Here is a 19,918-nt window from a genome sequence, read left to right on the forward strand (position 1 = left end):
ATGCCCCCGGAGCTGCGGAAGGCCCATCAGCAGAACGACCGGGCCGTCATGCAGGCGTATGGGTTTGACGTGGCGACCACCACCGAGACGAGCTGCGTGGCGGAGTTGATGAGGATGTATCAGAAGCTGACGGAGGAAAGATAATGACAGAAGTAATTTGCTTTTTAGATCAGCATGAAGGCTCATTGATGGTACTTATTACTGCGGTTTATGTTTTAGCAACAATCCTTATTTGTTGGGCAAATATAAAATCTGCGAAAGCTGCACAGGAGCAACTCACAGAGGCAAGACGGCAATACGTGGAGGAAAATCGTCCGCGTATTACTTATGAAGTGATTTTTGAGAATCGTATGTGGTATGGTATGAGATTTACCAATCATGGACGGCGTGTGGCTACTCATGTTCAAATCAAGTTTGATTTGGATTTCTTGAACAGTCTTAGCAAAGATTCTGCTATTGATAGATTAAACACACTTCAACAACAAGAATTTGTCTTGGGTATTGGACAGAGCTATAGTTATTTTTTTGGCGCAGAGGAGTTCCGTAATAATCCGAACAAAAGGCCAATTATTGGAGAAATTATTTATCAAGACGAACAAAGTACCTATCAAGATTTTTTTAATATTGATTGGAACGTATATGCCACGTTTTATTCGGTTAATACCCCCACTGACGATCTCCTCAATGAGGTGAAAAAAGTAGTGAAAGAATTAAATCATGTTGCACAAGCCTTGACACTTCAGCAATCCACAAAAGCCAAAAAAGACACCGAAAAATGATAAGTACGAAGCAGAGACTGAAACTTCCTTCGAAGGCTTTAATTCTTTGTTTTCAGTTACGCAATATCTGAACAGTAAATCCGCACTTCCCGGCATTGTATTTTCCTGCATGTACTCTGTTTTTGCTACCACGAGGGATGGCTGTCCAGGAAATTGGACAGCCATCCCTGGTCGCTATCTGGTTACGCATAGAAGTTGACGCTGTTGGGTATTCCGACGAACATGTAGCAGTAGGTTATGCCGTCGTGTTGGGTCACGCCTACACCGATGCAGTCGCATCTGGAGTTAATCATCGTCTCGAAGTGGCCCGGCGAGTTGATCCAGTTGTCGACGGCGCGCCGGGCGGCGTCGGTTGTGCCGGTGAACACGGTCAGGTTGTCCCCAAAGCCGTAGGGATATCCGGCATCGGCAGCGGCCTGGCTCTCTTCTGGAGCATGATGCCAGGTGTAGCGCCGGTTGGAGCAGGCTTGGGCGGCGTTCATCAGAGCCTCGTTGACCGGCAGTTCCGGTACCCCGTTGTCCTTTCGGGTCTGGTTGATAAGCCGGATCATCTCCTGCCGTATCTCCAGGTTGTCCATCAGGCCGACGCTGTCCCCACTGGCGGGAGCTTCCAGCGAGGTGGGGGCTGCTGGGCCGACCGTCAGCGTCATGCTCCCACATTCCCCGACGCTGTTGGAGGCGGTGATCTCCGCGATCCCAGACCCCTTGGCGACAGCAACCCAGAAGGTCAGCACCTGCTCCACCGCTACCGTGTCCGGGTTGCTGGAGATGACTGTGTAGTCCGCACCGCTGGGACCGACGATAAGGCCACTGCGCTCTCCCACCTTCAGGGTATTGCCCTTGTAACTGCTCACCCGGACGGATTCGTCAGGCGCTTTCGCTGCCACGGCAGAGATGGTGAGACCGATAGTAGGGGTGGCTGCCGTCAATGCGGCGGCAATGCGCTTTTTCATGTTGGCCATACTTTTTTCCTCCTATATTCCGTATTTTATGGGGCTTCTACAAGCAACATAATACCGAGCGGGAAGCCAAAAGTCGATAGGGAATTGCAATCTAAAACGGAGAAATCCGGGAGTGAAAACGAAGCATCTTACATAGTGACCGCAAGAGGGGCTGGGGATGCGGTCTATTTCCTGACCACATAATTAGCCACAGACAGGCGTGGAGTATATGGAGACACTGTTTTCAAAGAGTGCCAAAAAATAGATGGAATGGAGCAGAAACGGCTATAAACTATCAGAATTTGTCTAAAAAATCTATGCAGACTTCCTTGTTTTCTGCTATGCAAAATTTGATTGGGCATCCACTGAAATAAGTGAGAAAAACTGTGCGCTCCACGCTGAATGGAACGCACAGCTTGCAGTTTTATGGTTTTTCAACGTTACACATTATTATCCACAGAACGACTGATCCATAGAAATTGACGCCGTTGAGTGTTGCGAAGAAAATGCAGTAACAGGTCTTGTTGTCATGCTGCGTCACATAGTTTGGCAGCTGCTGTTTCTCTGTACATTGACGGCAAAAACAGCAAGAAAAGCCCCTATAGCGATTAAGCTGATTTGATGTATTGCAAGCCAGCCCGGAACATGAAACGCTGGGTCTAATTTTTCAACCGTCAACGGAAATTGAGAGAAGAAATCGCTCAACGAAAAATTGATTGCCGGGGGCAGGGGCAGCACAGTCAATAAAATTACTGCCGCCATAAGAGCGTAGATCAGAGTATGGTTGAAGCGGCTCAACATCATTCCTGCTCCCAGGCAAAAGACAATGGGCGGGATCAGGGTCAATAGAGCGGGTAAAATCAGTTCCCCATAATCCACCCACCCAAACAGCGACACATAGAATCCAACCGCCAGGACTGCGACACATAGGCAGAGGACAAGGGTAGCTGTCAGCACCGCTCCACACCGCAGAGCCGCATACCGCCGCTGCCTGATTGGGGTGGCTTGGGTCAAGGGCCGGAGCAGACGCTCCTCCTTGGAGAAGAAGAACGCAAGGAAAAACAATTCTCCCAGGCAGATCAGCGGCAGCGCTTGGCTGAGATAGTATCCAAAGCTCCATGGGGAAAAAGGCGCTGTGTGAGCCACGCCCCGGACCACAGAGCCAGTCAGTGTCAGCCAGCCATATCCCAGGGACACCAGCAGAATACCGAAGAACAGCTTGTTCCACAGCAAGCGCCGCAGCTCATATCGAAATATTTTATTCAAGGTTTAAGTCCTCCTCTGTCAGATGGCAGGCATCCAGAAACTCCTGATAGGTCAGATAGGGATATTCCGGGTTCAGCTCCCGGCCAAAGAGACCTTTCAAAATCTCGTCCATAGCCTCCTCACCGCCCACCAGTTGTTCAGCCTTCAAGATTTTCAAGGGCATTTCGTTATATTGCCGCATCCCACGCAGATTGTTGGCAATGTCAGCCTGATACTGCTCCGGCAAAGCGGACAGGTACTCCGGGTGGCGGACATAGAAATCCTTGTAGTAGTCGTCCACGGCCTCCTGCCAAGTGTCCACAAAGCTGGCCTGAGCCTCGCGTTCCCCATACAGCGCCTTTACAATGCGATAGGTGGTGTAGCAGGTCAGACCCTCGGCAGACCAAATGCCGCTCTCGTCCATGGGGTCAAACATATTCCCCAGGCCCCACCATTGATGGACAATTTCATGGATCGTCACCTGAGCGGAGGAGCCGCCTTTTGCGCCGTTGGACAGGTTTTCAGCGGTATAGTCCAGCTCATCCGCGATGCTGGCGCCGTCTCCCGCATATCCGCCGCCGTCGCTTCGCCGCTCGATCAGGTCAAAGGTCCCATCTCCATAAAAAGACAACGGGCCGATATGTTCGGTACAGTATTCAATGGTCTGTCGGATGGATTCCGCGGCGTTCATAGCCTCCATGACGGGCTGATGCTTACGGCTGTAATAGAAATTAACAGTAATGCCTGCCGATTCCACCGGAATTTCCTCCCGGATATAATCCCCGGCATATATAATCATACGATAGCTATCCCGCTCCATGCGCCATGTTTTTGTGCTGTCCGAGTTTTCCCGCAGCAGCTCAGTGGAGCCAAGCCCAAACAAAATGGGGGTCATATGTCCGGGGAGGGTGATGTCTGTCACGTTGGGAAGGTGATCTCCCTGATACCGCACATTATAGGGAGAAGGGGATAGAACGTCATTCTCAAGGCTCATGTAGGCGTCACTGATTTCCAGACTGCCCTGTTCAGCAGACACGATATTCCACTCCTGGGGAAAACCGCCATATTCCATGGTAAGCTCAATTTCCGGGGCGGCAGGGATGACCACAACGAACGCCTTTTCGTTGATTTCCTGCCTATCCTCCAAGGTAAACGGCACATCCGCGCCATTTGCTTGAATGGAAGAAATTTTGTATCCCGGATTGATAAGAAAACGGACATTCTGTTCCTGACCGCTGGTATTTTGAAGCTGAAATTGGGCCTTCCCATATACGCTGCCCGTTTTTGGATCAGGACGCACATCCGCGTAACAGCCAGAACAGGTGACGGCCTCCATATGTTCAGAGGCAAATACAAAATCATAATCCATATCCGGGCTGCTGTGATCGAGGAAGGGCTGGCCCATATAGAGCAGGCTGGAGCAGGCCACCAATGCCGCCGCTAACACTGGACGGTAAAATCGCCGGCTATTATGAGCAAATGAGCCGAGCGGTCCCTTCCCGTATCGACGCACACAGAGATAGGACAACACCCACAGTCCGGCCATTGCCAGCAGCCAGGTAAGCCGCACATAGGCCACCGAGCGAAAAATACGGTAATTGGAAAAATCATCGGAGACTGCCCAAACACAGGGATTCAGCCAGCAGAGCTGCCATTTCTCCTTCCAGACCGTCAGACTGAGGGCGGCAAAGGCGGCAAAGAGGACCAGAGACAGATCCGCCCGCCGGGTGAATTGATAGGCGGCGGAGGCGAACAAAATCGCCAGAGGAATCGCTCCATACATAAAAATCAGGTATATCAGCAGATAGCTTTTCAGATCAAAGACCGCACCCAGTTTCATTATGGCATACGGAAGCCAAGCCAACGTGGTAATGGCTTGGGCCATAACGGAGATACACAGCAGCGCCCCCAGCCGGGTCAGGGCGGCGGTCGTGGGAGATACCACCGCGTGGGTCAAGGTTTCCATGCCGTCCCGCCGGAGCCTGTCCATGCTCCAGACAGTGAGAATCGCAAATACGACAGCCCCCAAAATACCGCCAGCCAGGGCCGGATTTGCAAGATACATCCCCTGCATGGTGGTGACATAGCCGCTGTCGCTGCTGGAATACAGAGGCCGGTAGACCGTCAGGCCCGCAACCGGAGAGAGGGCGGTCACGAGAATCGCCAGCCAAGTAAGGTGGTTCTGGAGCAATCGGGCCAGCTCCAAACGAAATTGCCGCAGGGTGTTCATTGCATCGCCTCCCTGGAGATGAGATAAAGATAGGCATCCTCCAGTGCGGGCTCCACCTGTTCCACAAAATCAGGAAGTTCCTCCGCCACGGCGCGGCAGACGATACCCTGGGCCGTGTTGACGCGGGAGGTAATATGCAGGCCCACCTCCTGCCGCCGGTCTTTCTCCCGAAATACACCAACGTGGCCCACAGCTCCGGCGATCAGCTCGGCGGAAGTACCGGCAAAGCGGATACGGCCCTGGTGTATCACAATAAGCTGATTGCACACTGACTGAACATCCTCAATAATGTGGGTGGACAGAAGCACCAGCCGGTCTTGGGCCATTTGGGAAAACAGATTGCGGAAGGTGATCCGCTCCTCCGGGTCAAGGCCCACCGTAGGCTCGTCGAAAATCAGGAAATGAGGGTTGCCCAGGATGGCCTGCGCGATTCCCACCCGCTGGCGCTGTCCGCCGGACAGAGTGCGGATTTTTGCCTTCTGCTTTTCCTCCAGGTTGGTACTTTGGATCGCGGCGGCAATGGCCTCCTTGCTGTTGACGATTCCTTTCAGCGCCGCCATGTAGTCCAGGAACTGCCAGACCGTCAGCTCGTCAAACAGCCCAAAGGACTGGGGCAGATAGCCCAAGCGGGCTTTCAACAAGCGCTCCTGCTTCATCAAAGGTTTCCCGTCTACCGAGATCACTCCCTCCGTGGGGAGCAGGCCTGCCACCAGGAGCTTCATCAGGGTGGACTTCCCCGCTCCGTTCGGCCCCAACAGGCCGATCAGGTTCGGGCTGCTCAGGTTCAGATTGATTTCCCGCAAGGCGGTTTTCCCCGAAGGGTATGTCATGGATAATTTAGAAATCTCCACACTCATCTGTGTTTCATCCTTTCCGCTTGAGATTGCGGTCAGGATAACAGAAAAATGTGGAGTTCGTTTGTGGTTAATATGTGGTTTGTGTGGAGTTTGGCAGAATCAGCGTCGCGCAAACTCCTCTGTCGGTGTTTTGGATTTGACAAGAACCCCCATGCTGTTCCGCTATTTTCTGAACAAGATAAAGTCCTAATCCACTTCCGCCTGTCTGACGGCTCCGGGATGGGTCGCTGCGGAAGAATGGCTCAAAAAGGTGCGGCAGCTGCTCCGGGGCAATATGCGCGCCTTCGTTTTCTACACTCAAAACGATATTGTTGCCTTTCTTACGGGCGGAAATCCAAATCTTTACGCCCACCGGCGAGTAGAGCGCGGCATTAGAAAGCAGATTGCCCAGGGCCTTTTTCAAGAGAGCTGGATCTCCCGCACTCCAGATTTCCGACGGTAAATCTGCGATAACTGTTTGTTCTTTCTGCTGGAAAAGTTCATCGTAATTTTGCAGACAGCTCCGAATCAGAGCGGTCAGTTCCACGGGAACCACAGGCAGTTCTCCGCCCTTTTCCATACGGGAGACAGTCAAAAGCTCCTGTACCAGGCTCTCCATCTGGTTCGCCACAGCCAAGCTGCGGGCCAGATATTTGTCCCGATCTGCGTAGACGCCAATTCCGTCCAACATCCCGCCCAGCTGACCCTTCATAACGGTGATGGGGGTTTTCAGCTCATGGGAAACCGCCGAGAAGAAATCCCGCTGGGCCTGTTCCAGCTGCTGTTCTCGTTCCACGTCTTTCCGAAGGGTGTCATTTGCGGCCTGAAGTTCCTGCATGGAATGAGAGAGGCGGTTCGCCAGCTCGTCAAGATTGTGAGCTAATGTGCCGATTTCATCTGTACGCTGTTCTCCGCACCGCCAGCTGAAATCCAATTCAGACAGTTTTTGGGAGATTCCGCTCAATCGCACAATAGGCCGTGTGATGAAGTGCGCGTAGAACAGGGAGGTAAGCACAGACACCAGCAGAATGGCCGCGGCCAGCCAGGGCCAGATATGTCCCAAAGCCTCCGCCGCCTGATTGACCGCGCGAGTGCTGGCAAAGATCAGCAGCTGACAGTTTTCGGAGGAATCCTGAAAAGAAAACTCGGTTCCAATACAATGTACGATATAATCCTCGTTTTCTTTGTTGGGCTGAATGCCCTCGCCTGACAAATGGTTTGGCGTCATTTCCCATTGCCCATGTTCTCCTGTCGGTATGATGTCGGAGGGGTCAACGCCACCGACAACATTCCCCGCGGAATCCTGGATACTCACCGGGACGCCATACTGAAACGTGAACTGTGAGAGGAGCGGCCCACAGTCAGCCAGTGTATATTCTTCCAGCTGCTTTACCAGACGTTCTGCCTGGGCAGCCAGCAGACGCTCCTGATCTACTGTGTAGGTCAGCGGCATAAGCTGGGCAATCAGGCCATAGGTCAAAGCACAGACTGCCGTCAGCAGCAGGCAGGTAACGAGGAAAATTTTTGTTGTCAGACTAGTTTTCAGCTTCGTAATCAATGCGATACCCCACCCCTCTGATGGTTTCGATGTAATTCAGTTCCAGCTTTTTTCGCAGATTCTTGATATGTGTATCGACAATCCTCTCGTCGCCATAAAAGTCATAGCTCCATACCCGGTTCAACAGCGTTTGCCTGGATAAAACACGCCCTTGGTTTTGGAGCAGGACCTTCAGCAGTTCAAACTCTCTTTGGGTCAAATCAACAATTTGCCCGGAAATGTAGACCTTGTACCCCTCCAAATCCAGGGTCAGAGCTTTATATGTAATCCGACCGGAGATGCTGTCTCCCATTGTCCGGCGCAGAATTGCACCAATTTTACGGAGTAGGACCGGCATGGAAAAGGGCTTTGGAATGTAATCGTCAATCCGCAGGTCAAAGCCTTTTAATTGATCTTCTTCGCTGTCGAGCGCTGTCAGCATGATGATTGGAATATCTGATTCCTCCCGAATGGCCCTGCATACTTCATAGCCATTTAAGCGGGGGAGCAGAATGTCCAGCAGGATTAAATCGACATGGGAGCTGCGGAATACTTCGAGGGCCTGTTCGCCGTCAGAGGCGGTAATAACCTGATAGCCCTCATTTTCCAAATAGTTCTGCAAAAGCTCCCGGATGTCGTATTCATCCTCGACCACTAAAATTTTCACCATGTGATTCACCTCACCAATGCGATTATAGCAGAGAATTATGAATTTTGTGTGGAGTTTTGTTTTCTGTCGCTTTTTAATCATTGACAGAATTTAGCTCTGGTAAATTGGCCCCTAATTCATTGTTTTCTGCTATGCAAAATTTGAGCAGGAAGTCTGCGCTTCCGGGTGTCATATTTTCCTGTCTGTACTTTGCTTTTTCCGCTATGAAGGAGGGCCATCCAGCTTTCTGGACGGCCCTCCTTGAGTACTGTTCTCTTATGCATAGAAGTTGACGCTATTGGGTATTCCAACGAACATGTAGCAGTAGGTGATGCCGTCGTACTGGGTCACGCCTACACCGATGCAGTCGCATCTGGGGTCAATCATCGTCTCGAAATGACCCGGCGAGTTGATCCAGTTGTCGACGGCGCACTGGGCAGCATCGACTGTACCGGTGAACACGGTGAGGTTGTCGCCGAAGCCGTAGGGATATCCGGCCTCGGCAGCGGCCTGACCCTCTTCTGGAGCGTGATGCCAGGTGTAGCGCCGGTTGGAGCAGGCTTGGGCGGCGTTCATCAAGGCCTCGCTGACCGGCAGTTCCGACACTCCGTTGTCCTTTCGAGTCTGGTTGATGAGCCGGATTATCTCCTGCCGAATTTCCATATTGTCCGTTAGGCTGGCTCTGTTCCCGCTGGCGGGTGCTTCCAGCGCAGCGGGGGCTGTGGAACCGACTGTCAGCGTCATGCTTCCGCACTCCCCGGCGCTGTTGAAAGCGGTGATCTCCGCGGTTCCCTCCGCCTTGGCGACAGCTACCCAGAAGGTCAACACCTGTTCCACCGCCACTATATCTGGACTGCTGGAGATGACGGTGTAATCCGTACCGATGGGACCGATGATGAGTCCGCTGCGCTCTCCCATCTCCAGGGTACTGCCCTTGTAGCTGCTCACCCGGATAGCCTGGGTCTCCGCTGCCGTAGCGGGGATGGCGAGACCAATGGTGAGGGTGGCCGCAGTCAGTGCGGCGGCAATGCGCTTTTTCATGTTGGTCATACATTTTCCTCCTAATTTTCAGTGCTTTGTGGGGCTTTTGCAAGCAACACAATACCGAAATAGGAGGCGAAAGTCGATAGGATAAACGGAGAAATACAGAGGTGAAAAGCAAGCGAATTACACAGTGCTTCGTTGTGTTTGTGGACGGTCTCTTTCGGTGAGACAATTTTCTTGACCACATAACCAGCCACAGACAGACGTGGAACACGTGGAAACACTGTTTTCAAAGAGTGCCGGAGAGTAAATAAAATGGAGCAGAAACGGCTATAAATTGTTAAAATTTGCCCAAAAAATCTTTGCAGACCTCTTTGGAGACACTGGTGCAAACCGCAGAAGTGTACAGTAAAGCCACTTTGCTGATACGCCCAAAAATACTTGTATAAGATTCGGCGATAGGGTAAAATGGATATCCGATACATCTGCTGGAAATGGGGGTGTGTACCTTGGCTGTACCAACCAACATCAAGACCTTACTTGCCGGAAACGCTGTTGAGTGGGCCAGAATCGAATTTAAGGAGACCTGGGATGCCGAGGCATCTCTCAAGACAATTTGTGCTTTTGCCAACGACATTGACAACTGGGGCGGCGGTTACCTTGTCATTGGCGTTGAGGAAAAGGACGGCAGACCGGTTCATCCTCTGAAAGGCGTTCCAGCGGACAAAGTAGACGGCTATCTGAAAGATATGCTTAACAAGTGCAAGCGTATCCAGCCGGAATATCTGCCCATCGTCGAAGTGGTGGACTACCAGGACAAGAAATTCATTGTGGTCTGGGCGCCCGGCGGGTATCTGCGCCCCTACTCCTCCCCCAAGTCGATGGCCAAGGAGGAAAAGGAGCGTGTCTGCTATATCCGGAAAATGTCCAGCACCATCATGCCCTCCGAGGAGGAGAAACGGGACCTCTACAATCTGGCCAACAACGTCCCCTTTGACGACCGGGTCAACCACGAGGCGGATATCGTCGATTTGAACCTCACGCTGATCCAGGCGTACCTCAAAGAGGTGGAGAGTTCCCTGTATGAGGAATCCAAGCACATGGATTTCCTTGATCTGTGCCAGAGCATGAACATCGTAAACACCCTGCCGGAGTACACCAAACCGAAGAATGTGGGACTGATGTTCTTCAGCCTGGAGCCAGATCGTTTCTTCCCCTATGCTCAGATTGATGTGGTCCAGTTCCCGGAGGACCTGGGCGGGAATCAGATCATCGAAAAGACATTCAAGGGGCCGCTTCATCAGCAGCTGCGGGAGGCGCTTCAATATATTCGAAACAGCGTGATCCAGGAGCGGGTAATCAAGCTCCCGGACAGGGCAGAGGCAGACCGTTTCTTCAATTACCCCTATGCCGCCATTGAGGAGAGTCTCTGCAACGCGGTATACCACAAGGGCTACGATGTACGGGAGCCCATTGAGGTCCGCATTCTCCCTGACCGTATTGAAATCGTCAGCCATCCGGGAGCGGACCGCTCTATCTCCGAGGAGGGCCTGCGGACCTACCGGGTATTCAACCGGCGATACCGTAACCGTCGTATCGGGGATTTTCTGAAGGAAATGCATCTGACCGAGGGGCGGAACACGGGATTTCGGAAAATCCTCAATGCGCTGGAGCGTAACGGCTCTCCTGCTCCGATTTTTGAAACCGACCCTGATCGCCTGTCCTTCTGTACGACGATTTTCATCCACCCTCAATTTTTGTCCCAAAGTGGGACCAAAGATGGGACCAAAAGTGGGACCAAACAAGCTGCGCCGAACCGCCGCACTGAGCGAGTGCAGCTGATTCTCTCTGCGATTCAAGAAGACCCCCAGGTAACAGTACGTATGTTAGTTGAGGATCTCGGCATCTCCAAAAATACGATTTTACGAATTTTAAAAGAGCTGCAAGAGAATGGAACCATCAAGCGGGAGGGTTCCAGTCGGAAGGGCCACTGGGTGGTATTATAGTTTGACCACACAAACAGCCACAGACACTGCCGGAAACAGCGGAGAGCACGCCTTTGAAAAGCGTCGGAAAACAATTGTTCCGGAGCGGAAATAAGTAGAAACAATCAAAAATTATTATAAAAAATCGCATTTTTGGGTTGACGTGCGGGAGGTCACAGGTTCAAGTCCTGTATCGTCCACCATTAGCAAAAAGACCGCTACTCCTTGTGTCGCAAGGGGTAGCGGCCTTTTTATTTTCTTGATTTTCTGCGGTTTGGTCGTTGTTTGGTCGTTATGCCTCACAGGTACGCCTTTAGCCTCCTGGAGCAATCTGGGTGGCGCAGGCGCTTCATAGCGGCATTGAGGGTCTTTTTATCCACAGGAAGGTCACCCCAGTATTTACACCTAACCGCCCGCTGTTGGTCCTCTGGCAGTTCGGCCAGAATTGCGGCCACCCCTATTCGGACCTCCATACTGTCCATCTCCGCCGCCGCTGCCGGGTCGGGGATGAAGTCGGCAAGGGTGGCGTCCTCCTCATCGGTTAGAGGTGCGTCAAGGCTGACAGCGTTCTGGAGTGGGTCAAACCAGCTTGTTTTAGAACTGTACCCCGTGGCTGCTGACAGCTCCGCCCGCAGGCGATGAAACAGGTATGTGGAGAACTTCGTCCCTCTGGACGGGTCGTAGCTGTCCACGGCCCGCAGCATAGCGATAAAGCCAGCCTGTCCCCTAAAAATTGAGGGGATCAAAAAGCCCCAGGCCAGGACGGCCCAGGGCATTGACAAAATGAGAATATGCGGTTATACTAAGAATAGAAAGGGCGCTGCCGGTAAGCGGGTGGCCCCCCTTAGCTAGTTACAAGAAGTAACCGCCGGGTTGGGGAACCGAGGGCGGTTACTTCTTTTTATTGGCCTGGATGAACAGGGCAATAATGCCAACGACTAAAATACCGGTCTGGATGAGATCGGAGTAAGTAATCATAAGCAGCCCCCCTTTCCAAGGATTAGGGGGCAAGAAGCTGCCCCCTGTCAGGAGGGCCAACCGCCTACCGTTACTGGCAACGCTGAAAGATAATCTTTCCTGCTGACAGCATACCACACCATATTCCAAAAAGCAACATAAAACCGCCTGGAGCGCTGCTAACGCTCCAGACGGAAAATGCACAACAATACCAGGTCGCTAAACAAGGCACCCTTGCGCCCCTTTATGATAACATACCAGGGCCGGGGGTCCTCCCTCACAGACGGTCACATCAAGTTTGAGACCTTCTCTAGGCAGTGGTTCAAGGAATACGTGGAGAAGGTCCTGGGCAAGCGCACCCAGGCCAACTATAAGCAGCTGGCCCCCAGAGTGTATCAGGCTGTTGGCCACCTGTACATGGACAAAATCACGCCCAGGCAGATACAGAAGTTTATCAACAGCCTCAGTGAACCGGGGGCGAACCAGGTACACCCAAACCGGGCTCTGTCTCCCAAGAGCATCAAAAATCACCTGTCCATGATCTCCTCCGTGTTCACCTACGCTATCAAAATGGGAATGCTCCAGTACAACCCCTGTCGGGCGGTCACGCTGCCGCCGTTAGAGACCGAGAAGGAGAAGGTGTGCTATACCTTGGAGGAGGCCCAGGCTTTCCTGGACGCCCTGACCAGCGCTCCGATCCGGTGGCAAGCGTTCTTCTCCCTGGCCCCGTTCGGCGGCTTTCGCCGGGAAGAGCTGTGTGGTTTTGAGTTTTCCGACTTCGACATGGAGCAGCACACCGTCTCTGTCCGCCGGACCTCCCTCTATACACCCCAGGACGTCATTATCACCGCCCCCACCAAGACCACCAAGAGCCGCCGTACCTTGAAGTTGCCCACCTGGATATTCGACCTGGTGAAGCAGCTACGGGCAGAGCAGACCTTGCAGCGGCTGGCCCTGGGGGATCAGTGGCGGGAGTGTGGGCGTCTGTTCACCAAGCAGGACGGCTCCCCTATCGGCCTCCAACAGCCCTATCAATGGCTGCAAGGGTTTTGCAAAGAAAAGGGTCTGCCCTTCTATGGCGTCCATCAGTTCTGCCACCTGAACGCCTCCCTGCTGATCTACAATGGAGAAGACGTGCGCAGCGTCTCCGCCGCCCTGGGCCATAGCCAGACCACCGCCACCCTAAACTCACAGGACATTTTATTTAAAACACCAACTGGAATTGCCCTTTTGCGTGTTGTTTATCAAAACAATTTCTGAATATAACAGCAAAGCAGCCACCCATCAAAGGATGGCCGCTTTACTCAGTTCAAAATGCAGGAACCAAGCCGCTTCAGCCAATGTGGGCCAGTATCAGATTCAGTTCATCGGCTGTGAGTTTCTCCTCAGGCGCAAATCTGGCACTTTCTTCTACTGGGACGATATCTGTTTGAACAGCCCACCGGACAGAGGCCAAAGCCCAGAAGGCGATCTCCTTTTCATCGGAAATAGCCGCTGCTGTGGATCCTGCCCCTTTGATATCCAGTCCCTTCCAATTTGCGTACCGGTGCAGAACTGCCGCGAGCTGCTCCCGGGTGACCGCCCTGTCAGGCAGGAAACTGTTGTTTCCACAGCCAGCCATAAGCTTTTCCGCGCCGGGATTTCGGTAAAAGGAAAAGTCCCTGTCGCCATTGGGGAAGGTTTTGACAAAGGCCAGCGTGGTTCGGACCGCTTCGTCAAACACCAGGTAGTCCATACAGATCCCCGCCTCCGCCGCCACATCCCGGAGCAGGTGGCCGAACATGTCCTCTCCCACCTTGCCCACAAAGGCGCAGGAGCGATCCAGCTTTTTCAGCATGGCCAGCACGTTACAAGGCGCGCCGCCGGGGTTGGCCTCGAAGAGGGTGTTCCCCTGGGTGCTGAGACCGTTGTCCGTAAAGTCAACCAGCAGTTCCCCCAAGGCAACAACATCGAATTGTTTTTTCTCCATTGCGTCCATTCCTTCTGACAGCTAAAAATTATGCTATATTTCTTCTGACTTTTTATGAAACGTTACGCGATTTATATTTTTCTCTTTCCTACAAAAATCTGGTTGCGTATTTGTACAGATGGACGATTTATTTCGACAGCTCCCATAATAAGGCGGCTGCAATTATAATAAATTGCACGTGAAACATTTCACTTGTCAAAATATGAAGCTTAATGAAGTAAAAAGAAAAATATACGTTACGGTTTATATCGGACGCTGCGGAGCATCAGGACAACTGTTTTGTGCTATGATTTGCAAGTAAAATTTTTACAGCCTTCGAAGGTTGTTTTTATACAAATCTTCTCTTGTAAATTTGCAGAAAGAAGCTATGATAGCCTTGCATTGATTCCATGTATTTAAGGAGGAACCGCTTATGTCCTATCACTATTTGTTGGATCTGGCGTTGATTTTATTGAGTACCAAGCTGTTGGGAATCGCTACGGGAAAATTTCAAATGCCGCGGGTGGTGGGCGCACTGCTGGCCGGGCTGATTCTGGGGCCCGCAGCGCTGAATATTTTGTCGGAAACCGCATTTCTTTCCCAGCTCAGCGAACTGGGTGTGATCGTAATTCTTTTTACCGCCGGAATGGGCACCGATTTGCGGGAGCTGCGGAGCGCCGGAAAAGCGGGCTTTCTGGTGGCACTGTGCGGCGTGCTGGTGCCCATGCTTATGGGTACGGGCTTTGGCTGGATGGCGGGGAGGCTGGGCTGGCTGCCGGACAATACCCTGTTGGAGAACATTTTCCTGGGTACCGTACTGACTGCCACTTCTGTGAGTATCACCGTGGAGACGCTCAAGGAGTTAGGACGCTTGGATACCCACGTCGGCAGTACGATCCTGGCCGCCGCCCTCATTGATGATGTGCTGGGCCTGGTTGCCCTGACGGTGGTATCCAGCATGGCGGGAGGCGGAAGCGGTCTGCTGCTGGTACTGCTGAAGATCGTCCTGTTTTTTGCCATTGCCATTACCGCCGCCTGTGGAGGTATCTGGCTGTTTCGCCAGATGATCGCGCACGCCCATCAGAAGAACCTCCGGCGCTATCCGGTCTTTGCCTTTGTGCTCTGTCTGCTGCTGGCCTACTGTGCGGAGGAATTTTTCGGCGTAGCCGACATCATTGGCGCCTTTGCCGCCGGCTTGGTGGTAGCTTGCACCCCCAAGGCCGACTACATCCGCTCGAAATTTGAACCCCTGAGCTATCTGCTGCTGACTCCGGTATTTTTCGCGGGGATTGGAATCAAGGTAGAACTGCCCCAGCTGAACGGAAGTCTGATTGCGTTCTCCCTGCTGCTGCTGGCCGTGGCGATTTTGTCGAAAGTGATTGGCTGCGGTCTGGGCGCCAGGCTGTGTGGCTTTGACGGGGCAGAAAGTCTACAGATAGGCGCCGGTATGGCCTGCCGGGGAGAGGTGGCCCTGATTGTGGCCAACCGGGGGCTGTCTATGGGAGTGCTCAGCCAGGCCATGATGACGCCTATCGTCATTACTGTGGTAGGCTGCGCGGTTCTGACGCCGGTTCTGTTGAAGCTGTGCTTCAGCGGGCAGGCCAAGGGAGCGGCGGCCAGCAGCACCATTGCCGACCGCTACCATAAGGCCGAGCAGCTGGAGCTGATGTCTGATGAAATGTTGGGAAAGAAGCCCCAATAATTTGGATTGCCAATATAAAACAGCTGCCAAAGGGGCAAGTTCAAATGGAATCCAAAAAACTTGGTGAGCATATAGCAACGCTTCGAAGAGAAAGACACATGACGCAGACCAAGCTCGCCGACAGGCTGTATGTCACAGAAAAAGCAGTGAGCAAGTGGGGTGCGGACTATCCCATACTTAAAGATACGGAAACAGGGAGCCAGCCCCGGCTCCCTGTTTTTTCGTACCGTTTCCCGCAAGGATATAGCGGGCCGCATGAGAGCGACGGCAATTCCCACGGGGGCCAGCCTCCCCCATACCGCCAGCCTATCGGCGGGGAATTGCCATGGAGCGGAACCAACCTTTAACCCCGCCTTGCACCCAGCCGCCGAAAAGCTCACACACCACTTTGTCAACAATAATAAAAAAACCGCTTGCGTAAGTGGTCGAAATAGTGTAAAATATGCTTACGAGACAGCAGAAGCATAAAAGGCAGGCCAAGGAGGGCTGGCACCCTCCAAGGCCCTATGCAGGAGCCAGGTTAAGGCACGTCCCACACAGCAGAATTATCTGCGCCCAAAGTCCATTATAACGGTTTTCCCGGCAATAATCAATGGGGAAATCAATGGCTTGTGTGCGTAGCTTCGGCGGTGTAGGGATACATACCCCTGCGCCGCTTTTGTTGTCTTGATGGGAACGCCTGCGGGGGTCGGGAAGTCCCACCCCCAAAGGCTGAACCATTAAGACAGGGGAAACCCTTATTAAAAACAAAGGAGAGATAATATGAGGAAAAAATTGCTATCCCTTGCGCTGGCCTCGGTGATGTGCCTGGGCCTGACTGTTCCGGCGTTTGCGGACGCGTCAGATTGGAAGCTGGAGGTGCCTGGCAAAACCAATGCTGAGGTGTTCGTGAGCGGAAAGACCTTTATCCTCCGTGATTGGAATTTCGATGATTACGATCACGGCTTTGGTGAGATTGTCTCATATAACTTATATAAAGACAATGTGTGCGTATTGGCAAAGGGCGACACAGCGGTATTTGCCCATAAACCAGAGGAATCTACCAATCATGGTGGAAATGGATTTGGCGGCTCTGCTGGTGGTGTGACATCCTTTAGTTTAGAGGCGTGGTCAGACCCGGACGGGGACGGCGTGTATGACAGACGCATGATAAGCGAAGACTATGACCATGAAGAGGGTGAACTTGCGCCGGGAAATGGGTATGAGGTTTTACCGGTCGGCACCGATGTGGATTTTTGGGAAATGATTAGGGATTATCGGACTAGGTGGGACACTGGTGGTGAAGACCTTGTAAGACTGTCCGCTGACAGGGTGCTGGAACTGTTTGGCCCCAATACCCTCGTAAAAATTAAGGCCGGAACAGTGTCTGTGGACCCGGCTGCGGGGGATTGGTACATTCTTGTGGAGGGTAACGCCACCCAGCCCACCGTCCCCACCGTGGGCGGCTTCTCCGATGTGAAAACAGGCGACTACTTCGCCGAGCCGGTGCTGTGGGCTGTAGAAAAGGGAATTACTGCGGGGACTTCTGCAACGACTTTTTCCCCCAATACGGACTGCTCTGTGGCGCAGATTTTGACATTCCTTTGGCGTGCCAACGGCTCCCCCAAGCCCAGCGGGAGCAATCCCTTCACTGATGTAAAGAGCGGCGATTACTACGCAGAAGCGGCAGTATGGGCCTATGAACAGGGCATGGTTTCCGGCAGCACCTTCGGCGGGAACGCCCCTTGTACCCGGAGTATGGCGGTAACATATATGTGGAAAGCGGCAGGAAGTCCCAGTGCCAAAGCCGCCAGCTTCACAGATATTTCCGACGGGGCGGCATATGCCAGCGCTGTGGCGTGGGCTGTGGAGCAGGGCGTGACCGCCGGGACCTCCGCCACCACCTTCTCCCCGGACAGCGTTTGTACCCGTGGGCAGATCGTGACCTTCCTCTATCGGGGGCTTGCAAAATAACAAGGAATTTGAAAATGCGGAGCGTTCATGTCATTATAGGCATGGATGCTCCGTACCAAAAGAACGGTCTGTCTGGTAATGAAGCCAGACAGACCGTTTTTTGACGACTGAGGGATACCATAGCAGGTATCTCGGTTTTCATTCATCATCAACAAAATAAGGGTCAAAATATTCGGGTGCAGTTTCTTCCATGTTGAGTAAATTTACAAGGGTAAACATATCCATAGCAGTTTCCCCTTTCAAAACACACAAAAAATAAGGCAAGGGCAAAGACATCCGCGAAAAATTCGCTTCCAGACGTCTTTGCCTTTGCGATTGTAAAATTGCAGCACATTCAAATTGATCCATCAATCATCAAATTAGATCAGAATAAAACGGCATCTATGAATTATTTTTATCCGCAGTCTGAATTTTTCTGAATTAAGACAACAGAAGCTTATCGTCCGCCTCATCGGAACCGCTTACCTTGCTGAACAGCTCCAGCAGTTGGTGGACGGTGAGTTTTTTCTTCTCCTCACCGGACACGTCGATGACAATTTTTCCGTCGTACATCATAATCAGCCGGTTGCCGTGGGCAATGGCGTCCCGCATATTGTGGGTGACCATCATAGTGGTAAGATGATTCTCTGCCACGATTCGGTCGGACAGCTCCAGCACCTTGGCGGCAGTCTTGGGGTCCAGAGCGGCAGTGTGTTCGTCTAACAGCAGGAGCTTGGGCTTGCGCAGCGAAGCCATCAGCAGCGTCAACGCCTGGCGCTGGCCGCCGGACAGCAGACCCACCTTGCTGGTCAGCCGGTCCTCCAGGCCCAGGTCCAGGTTTTTCAGCATCTGGTGGTAGAACTCCTTCTCGGCGGCGGTGATGCCCCAGCGCAGGCCCCGGGGCCGACCCCGCCGGGCAGCCAAAGCCAGATTTTCCACAATCTGCATGGTGGGCGCTGTGCCCAGCATGGGGTCCTGGAACACCCGGCCGATGTAGGGGGCCCGCTTGTACTCGGGCAGATGGGTCACGTCCACCCCGCCGATGGAGATGGAGCCCTCATCCACCGTCCAGGTACCGGCCACGGCGTTGAGCATGGTGGACTTGCCGGCCCCGTTGCCACCTATCACAGTACAGAAGTCCCCGTCCTCCAGGGTAAGGCTGACCCCTCTCAGGGCCTGCTTTTCATTGACCGTTCCGGAGTTGAAGGTCTTCCAGATTTCCTTGATCTCAAGCATGGACGTTCCCTCCTTTGCGGACGGCCTTGGTGAAGTAACGGCCCTTCCAATAGGGGATGGACAGGAACACGGCCACCACCAGGGCGGTGAGCAGCTTCAGGTCGTTGGGGTCCAGGCCCAGACGCAGGACAATCTGGATGACTATGTAATAGATAATGGCACCGATGACGGCGGAGAGCAGCTTCAGGGCAAAGTTGTGAAATATTTTGCTCAGCAGAACCTGGCCGATGATGACAGCGGCCAGGCCAATCACAATGGCGCCCCGGCCCATGTCGATGGTGGCGCTGCCCTGGTACTGGGACAGCAGAGCCCCGGCCAGGGCCACAAGGCCATTGGAAATCATCAGACCCAGCACCTTGGTGGTGTCGGTGTTGATGCCCTGAGCCCGTGACATGCTGGGGTTGGAGCCTGTGGCCCGGAGGGCGCATCCCAACTCGGTTCCAAAGAACCAGTACAATATGGCGATCACCGCTGCCACCAGGAGCACCAGCAGGAGCAGAGGGTTATTCAGCCCCAGGGCCCGGATATGCCGGGAGGACACCAGCAGGGCGTAATTGTCCACCCGGATAGGCAGGGTAGCCTGGGTACCGGTGGCGGTGCCCCAACCCATAATCCGCAGGTTGATGGAGTACAGTGCCAGCTGGGTCAAAATTCCGGCCAGAATTGCGGGAATCCCGCAGCGGGTGTGGAGCAGGCCGGTAATCAGTCCCGCCAGCATCCCAGCCAGGATAGCGCAGAGGGTGGCTACCCAGATGTTGACGCCGTTGAGGGCCAGCAGGACGCAGGTCGCCCCTCCGGTAGCCAAAGAACCGTCCACCGTCAGGTCAGCAATATCCAGAATGCGGTAGGTGATGTAGACGCCGATGGCCATGATGCCCCAGATCAGGCCCTGGCCCACAGCGCCCGGCATGGATTTTAACAGGGCAGTCAGAAATTCCATAGGCGTGTTCTCCTTCA

At 53.2% G+C, this 19,918-nt stretch carries 18 protein-coding genes; 6 read left to right on the forward strand and 12 right to left on the reverse strand.

Going from position 1 to position 19,918, the window contains the following annotated elements:
* Together NFS22_RS23915 and NFS22_RS19765 are read left to right on the forward strand one after the other, a co-directional pair.
* A partial coding sequence (locus tag NFS22_RS23915; RefSeq protein ID WP_338148042.1) for a type IIL restriction-modification enzyme MmeI occupies nucleotides 1–144 on the forward strand: 144 nt, incomplete at its 5' end.
* Entirely contained in the window at nucleotides 144–779 is a 636-nt protein-coding gene (locus NFS22_RS19765; protein ID WP_016322560.1) for a hypothetical protein, read from the forward strand. The genes NFS22_RS23915 and NFS22_RS19765, both read left to right, overlap by 1 nt.
* 182 nt (nucleotides 780–961) lie before the next feature.
* On the opposite strand, the gene NFS22_RS19770 is transcribed toward NFS22_RS19765, so the two are convergent.
* The 7 genes from NFS22_RS19770 to NFS22_RS19800 all read right to left on the reverse strand — a co-directional run bounded on the left by NFS22_RS19770 (nucleotide 962) and on the right by NFS22_RS19800 (nucleotide 9,267).
* Nucleotides 962–1,741: a CAP domain-containing protein gene (locus NFS22_RS19770; protein WP_251319441.1), complete on the reverse strand. Its 780-nt coding sequence runs from the start codon at nucleotides 1,739–1,741 to the stop codon at nucleotides 962–964.
* Nucleotides 1,742–2,257: 516 nt separating this feature from the next.
* The gene (locus NFS22_RS19775; RefSeq protein WP_204791091.1) at nucleotides 2,258–2,986 is read right to left on the reverse strand and encodes a hypothetical protein; all 729 of its coding nucleotides are present in this window, start codon (nucleotides 2,984–2,986) and stop codon (nucleotides 2,258–2,260) included.
* Nucleotides 2,979–5,195: a M1 family aminopeptidase gene (locus tag NFS22_RS19780; RefSeq protein WP_251319442.1), complete on the reverse strand. Its 2,217-nt coding sequence runs from the start codon at nucleotides 5,193–5,195 to the stop codon at nucleotides 2,979–2,981. The genes NFS22_RS19775 and NFS22_RS19780 overlap by 8 nt, the downstream gene beginning before the upstream one ends.
* Nucleotides 5,192–6,052 (reverse strand): ATP-binding cassette domain-containing protein, encoded by an 861-nt coding sequence (locus tag NFS22_RS19785; RefSeq protein WP_251319443.1) that lies wholly within the window; start codon nucleotides 6,050–6,052, stop codon nucleotides 5,192–5,194. The genes NFS22_RS19780 and NFS22_RS19785 overlap by 4 nt, the downstream gene beginning before the upstream one ends.
* Nucleotides 6,053–6,119: 67 nt before the next feature.
* Nucleotides 6,120–7,589, reverse strand: coding sequence for a sensor histidine kinase (locus NFS22_RS19790; protein WP_251319444.1), 1,470 nt, complete (start codon nucleotides 7,587–7,589; stop codon nucleotides 6,120–6,122).
* A complete protein-coding gene (locus NFS22_RS19795; protein ID WP_251319445.1) occupies nucleotides 7,567–8,238 on the reverse strand; it encodes a response regulator transcription factor in 672 nt (223 codons plus the stop codon). The genes NFS22_RS19790 and NFS22_RS19795 overlap by 23 nt, the downstream gene beginning before the upstream one ends.
* A 255-nt stretch (nucleotides 8,239–8,493) precedes the next feature.
* On the reverse strand, nucleotides 8,494–9,267 hold the full coding sequence (locus NFS22_RS19800; protein ID WP_251319446.1) for a CAP domain-containing protein: 774 nt from the start codon (nucleotides 9,265–9,267) through the stop codon (nucleotides 8,494–8,496).
* 443 nt (nucleotides 9,268–9,710) lie between these two features.
* Between NFS22_RS19800 and NFS22_RS19805 the strand changes: the two genes are divergently transcribed.
* On the forward strand, nucleotides 9,711–11,207 hold the full coding sequence (locus NFS22_RS19805; protein WP_338148040.1) for an RNA-binding domain-containing protein: 1,497 nt from the start codon (nucleotides 9,711–9,713) through the stop codon (nucleotides 11,205–11,207).
* A 278-nt stretch (nucleotides 11,208–11,485) separates the two neighbouring features.
* Here the strand turns inward: NFS22_RS19805 and NFS22_RS19810 are convergent, their stop codons facing one another.
* Nucleotides 11,486–11,962: a sigma factor gene (locus NFS22_RS19810; RefSeq protein WP_251319463.1), complete on the reverse strand. Its 477-nt coding sequence runs from the start codon at nucleotides 11,960–11,962 to the stop codon at nucleotides 11,486–11,488.
* Between the two features lie 427 nt (nucleotides 11,963–12,389).
* On the opposite strand from NFS22_RS19810, the gene NFS22_RS19815 reads away from it, so the two are divergent.
* Complete coding sequence (locus NFS22_RS19815; protein WP_251319448.1) at nucleotides 12,390–13,403, forward strand: site-specific integrase; 1,014 nt, start codon at nucleotides 12,390–12,392, stop codon at nucleotides 13,401–13,403.
* Between the two features lie 73 nt (nucleotides 13,404–13,476).
* Here the strand turns inward: NFS22_RS19815 and NFS22_RS23795 are convergent, their stop codons facing one another.
* Entirely contained in the window at nucleotides 13,477–14,112 is a 636-nt protein-coding gene (locus NFS22_RS23795) for a PfkB family carbohydrate kinase (RefSeq protein ID WP_277614916.1), read from the reverse strand.
* Nucleotides 14,113–14,524: 412 nt separating this feature from the next.
* On the opposite strand from NFS22_RS23795, the gene NFS22_RS19830 reads away from it, so the two are divergent.
* Both NFS22_RS19830 and NFS22_RS19835 read left to right on the forward strand, forming a co-directional pair.
* Nucleotides 14,525–15,793, forward strand: coding sequence for a cation:proton antiporter (locus tag NFS22_RS19830; RefSeq protein WP_251319449.1), 1,269 nt, complete (start codon nucleotides 14,525–14,527; stop codon nucleotides 15,791–15,793).
* 762 nt (nucleotides 15,794–16,555) lie between these two features.
* The gene (locus NFS22_RS19835; protein WP_251319450.1) at nucleotides 16,556–17,746 is read left to right on the forward strand and encodes an S-layer homology domain-containing protein; all 1,191 of its coding nucleotides are present in this window, start codon (nucleotides 16,556–16,558) and stop codon (nucleotides 17,744–17,746) included.
* Between the two features lie 138 nt (nucleotides 17,747–17,884).
* On the opposite strand, the gene NFS22_RS19840 is transcribed toward NFS22_RS19835, so the two are convergent.
* The 3 genes from NFS22_RS19840 to NFS22_RS19850 form a co-directional block, all read right to left on the reverse strand.
* Nucleotides 17,885–18,094, reverse strand: a complete 210-nt coding sequence (locus tag NFS22_RS19840) for a hypothetical protein (protein WP_251319451.1) — start codon at nucleotides 18,092–18,094, stop codon at nucleotides 17,885–17,887.
* A 72-nt stretch (nucleotides 18,095–18,166) separates the two neighbouring features.
* Nucleotides 18,167–18,961: an ABC transporter ATP-binding protein gene (locus tag NFS22_RS19845; protein ID WP_251319452.1), complete on the reverse strand. Its 795-nt coding sequence runs from the start codon at nucleotides 18,959–18,961 to the stop codon at nucleotides 18,167–18,169.
* Entirely contained in the window at nucleotides 18,954–19,901 is a 948-nt protein-coding gene (locus NFS22_RS19850; protein ID WP_251319453.1) for an ABC transporter permease, read from the reverse strand. The genes NFS22_RS19845 and NFS22_RS19850 overlap by 8 nt, the downstream gene beginning before the upstream one ends.
* Between the last annotated feature and the right edge of the window lie 17 nt (nucleotides 19,902–19,918).

The sequence above is a fragment of the Flintibacter muris genome, from assembly GCF_943192995.1.
GTDB classification, from domain to species: domain Bacteria; phylum Bacillota; class Clostridia; order Oscillospirales; family Oscillospiraceae; genus Lawsonibacter; species Lawsonibacter muris.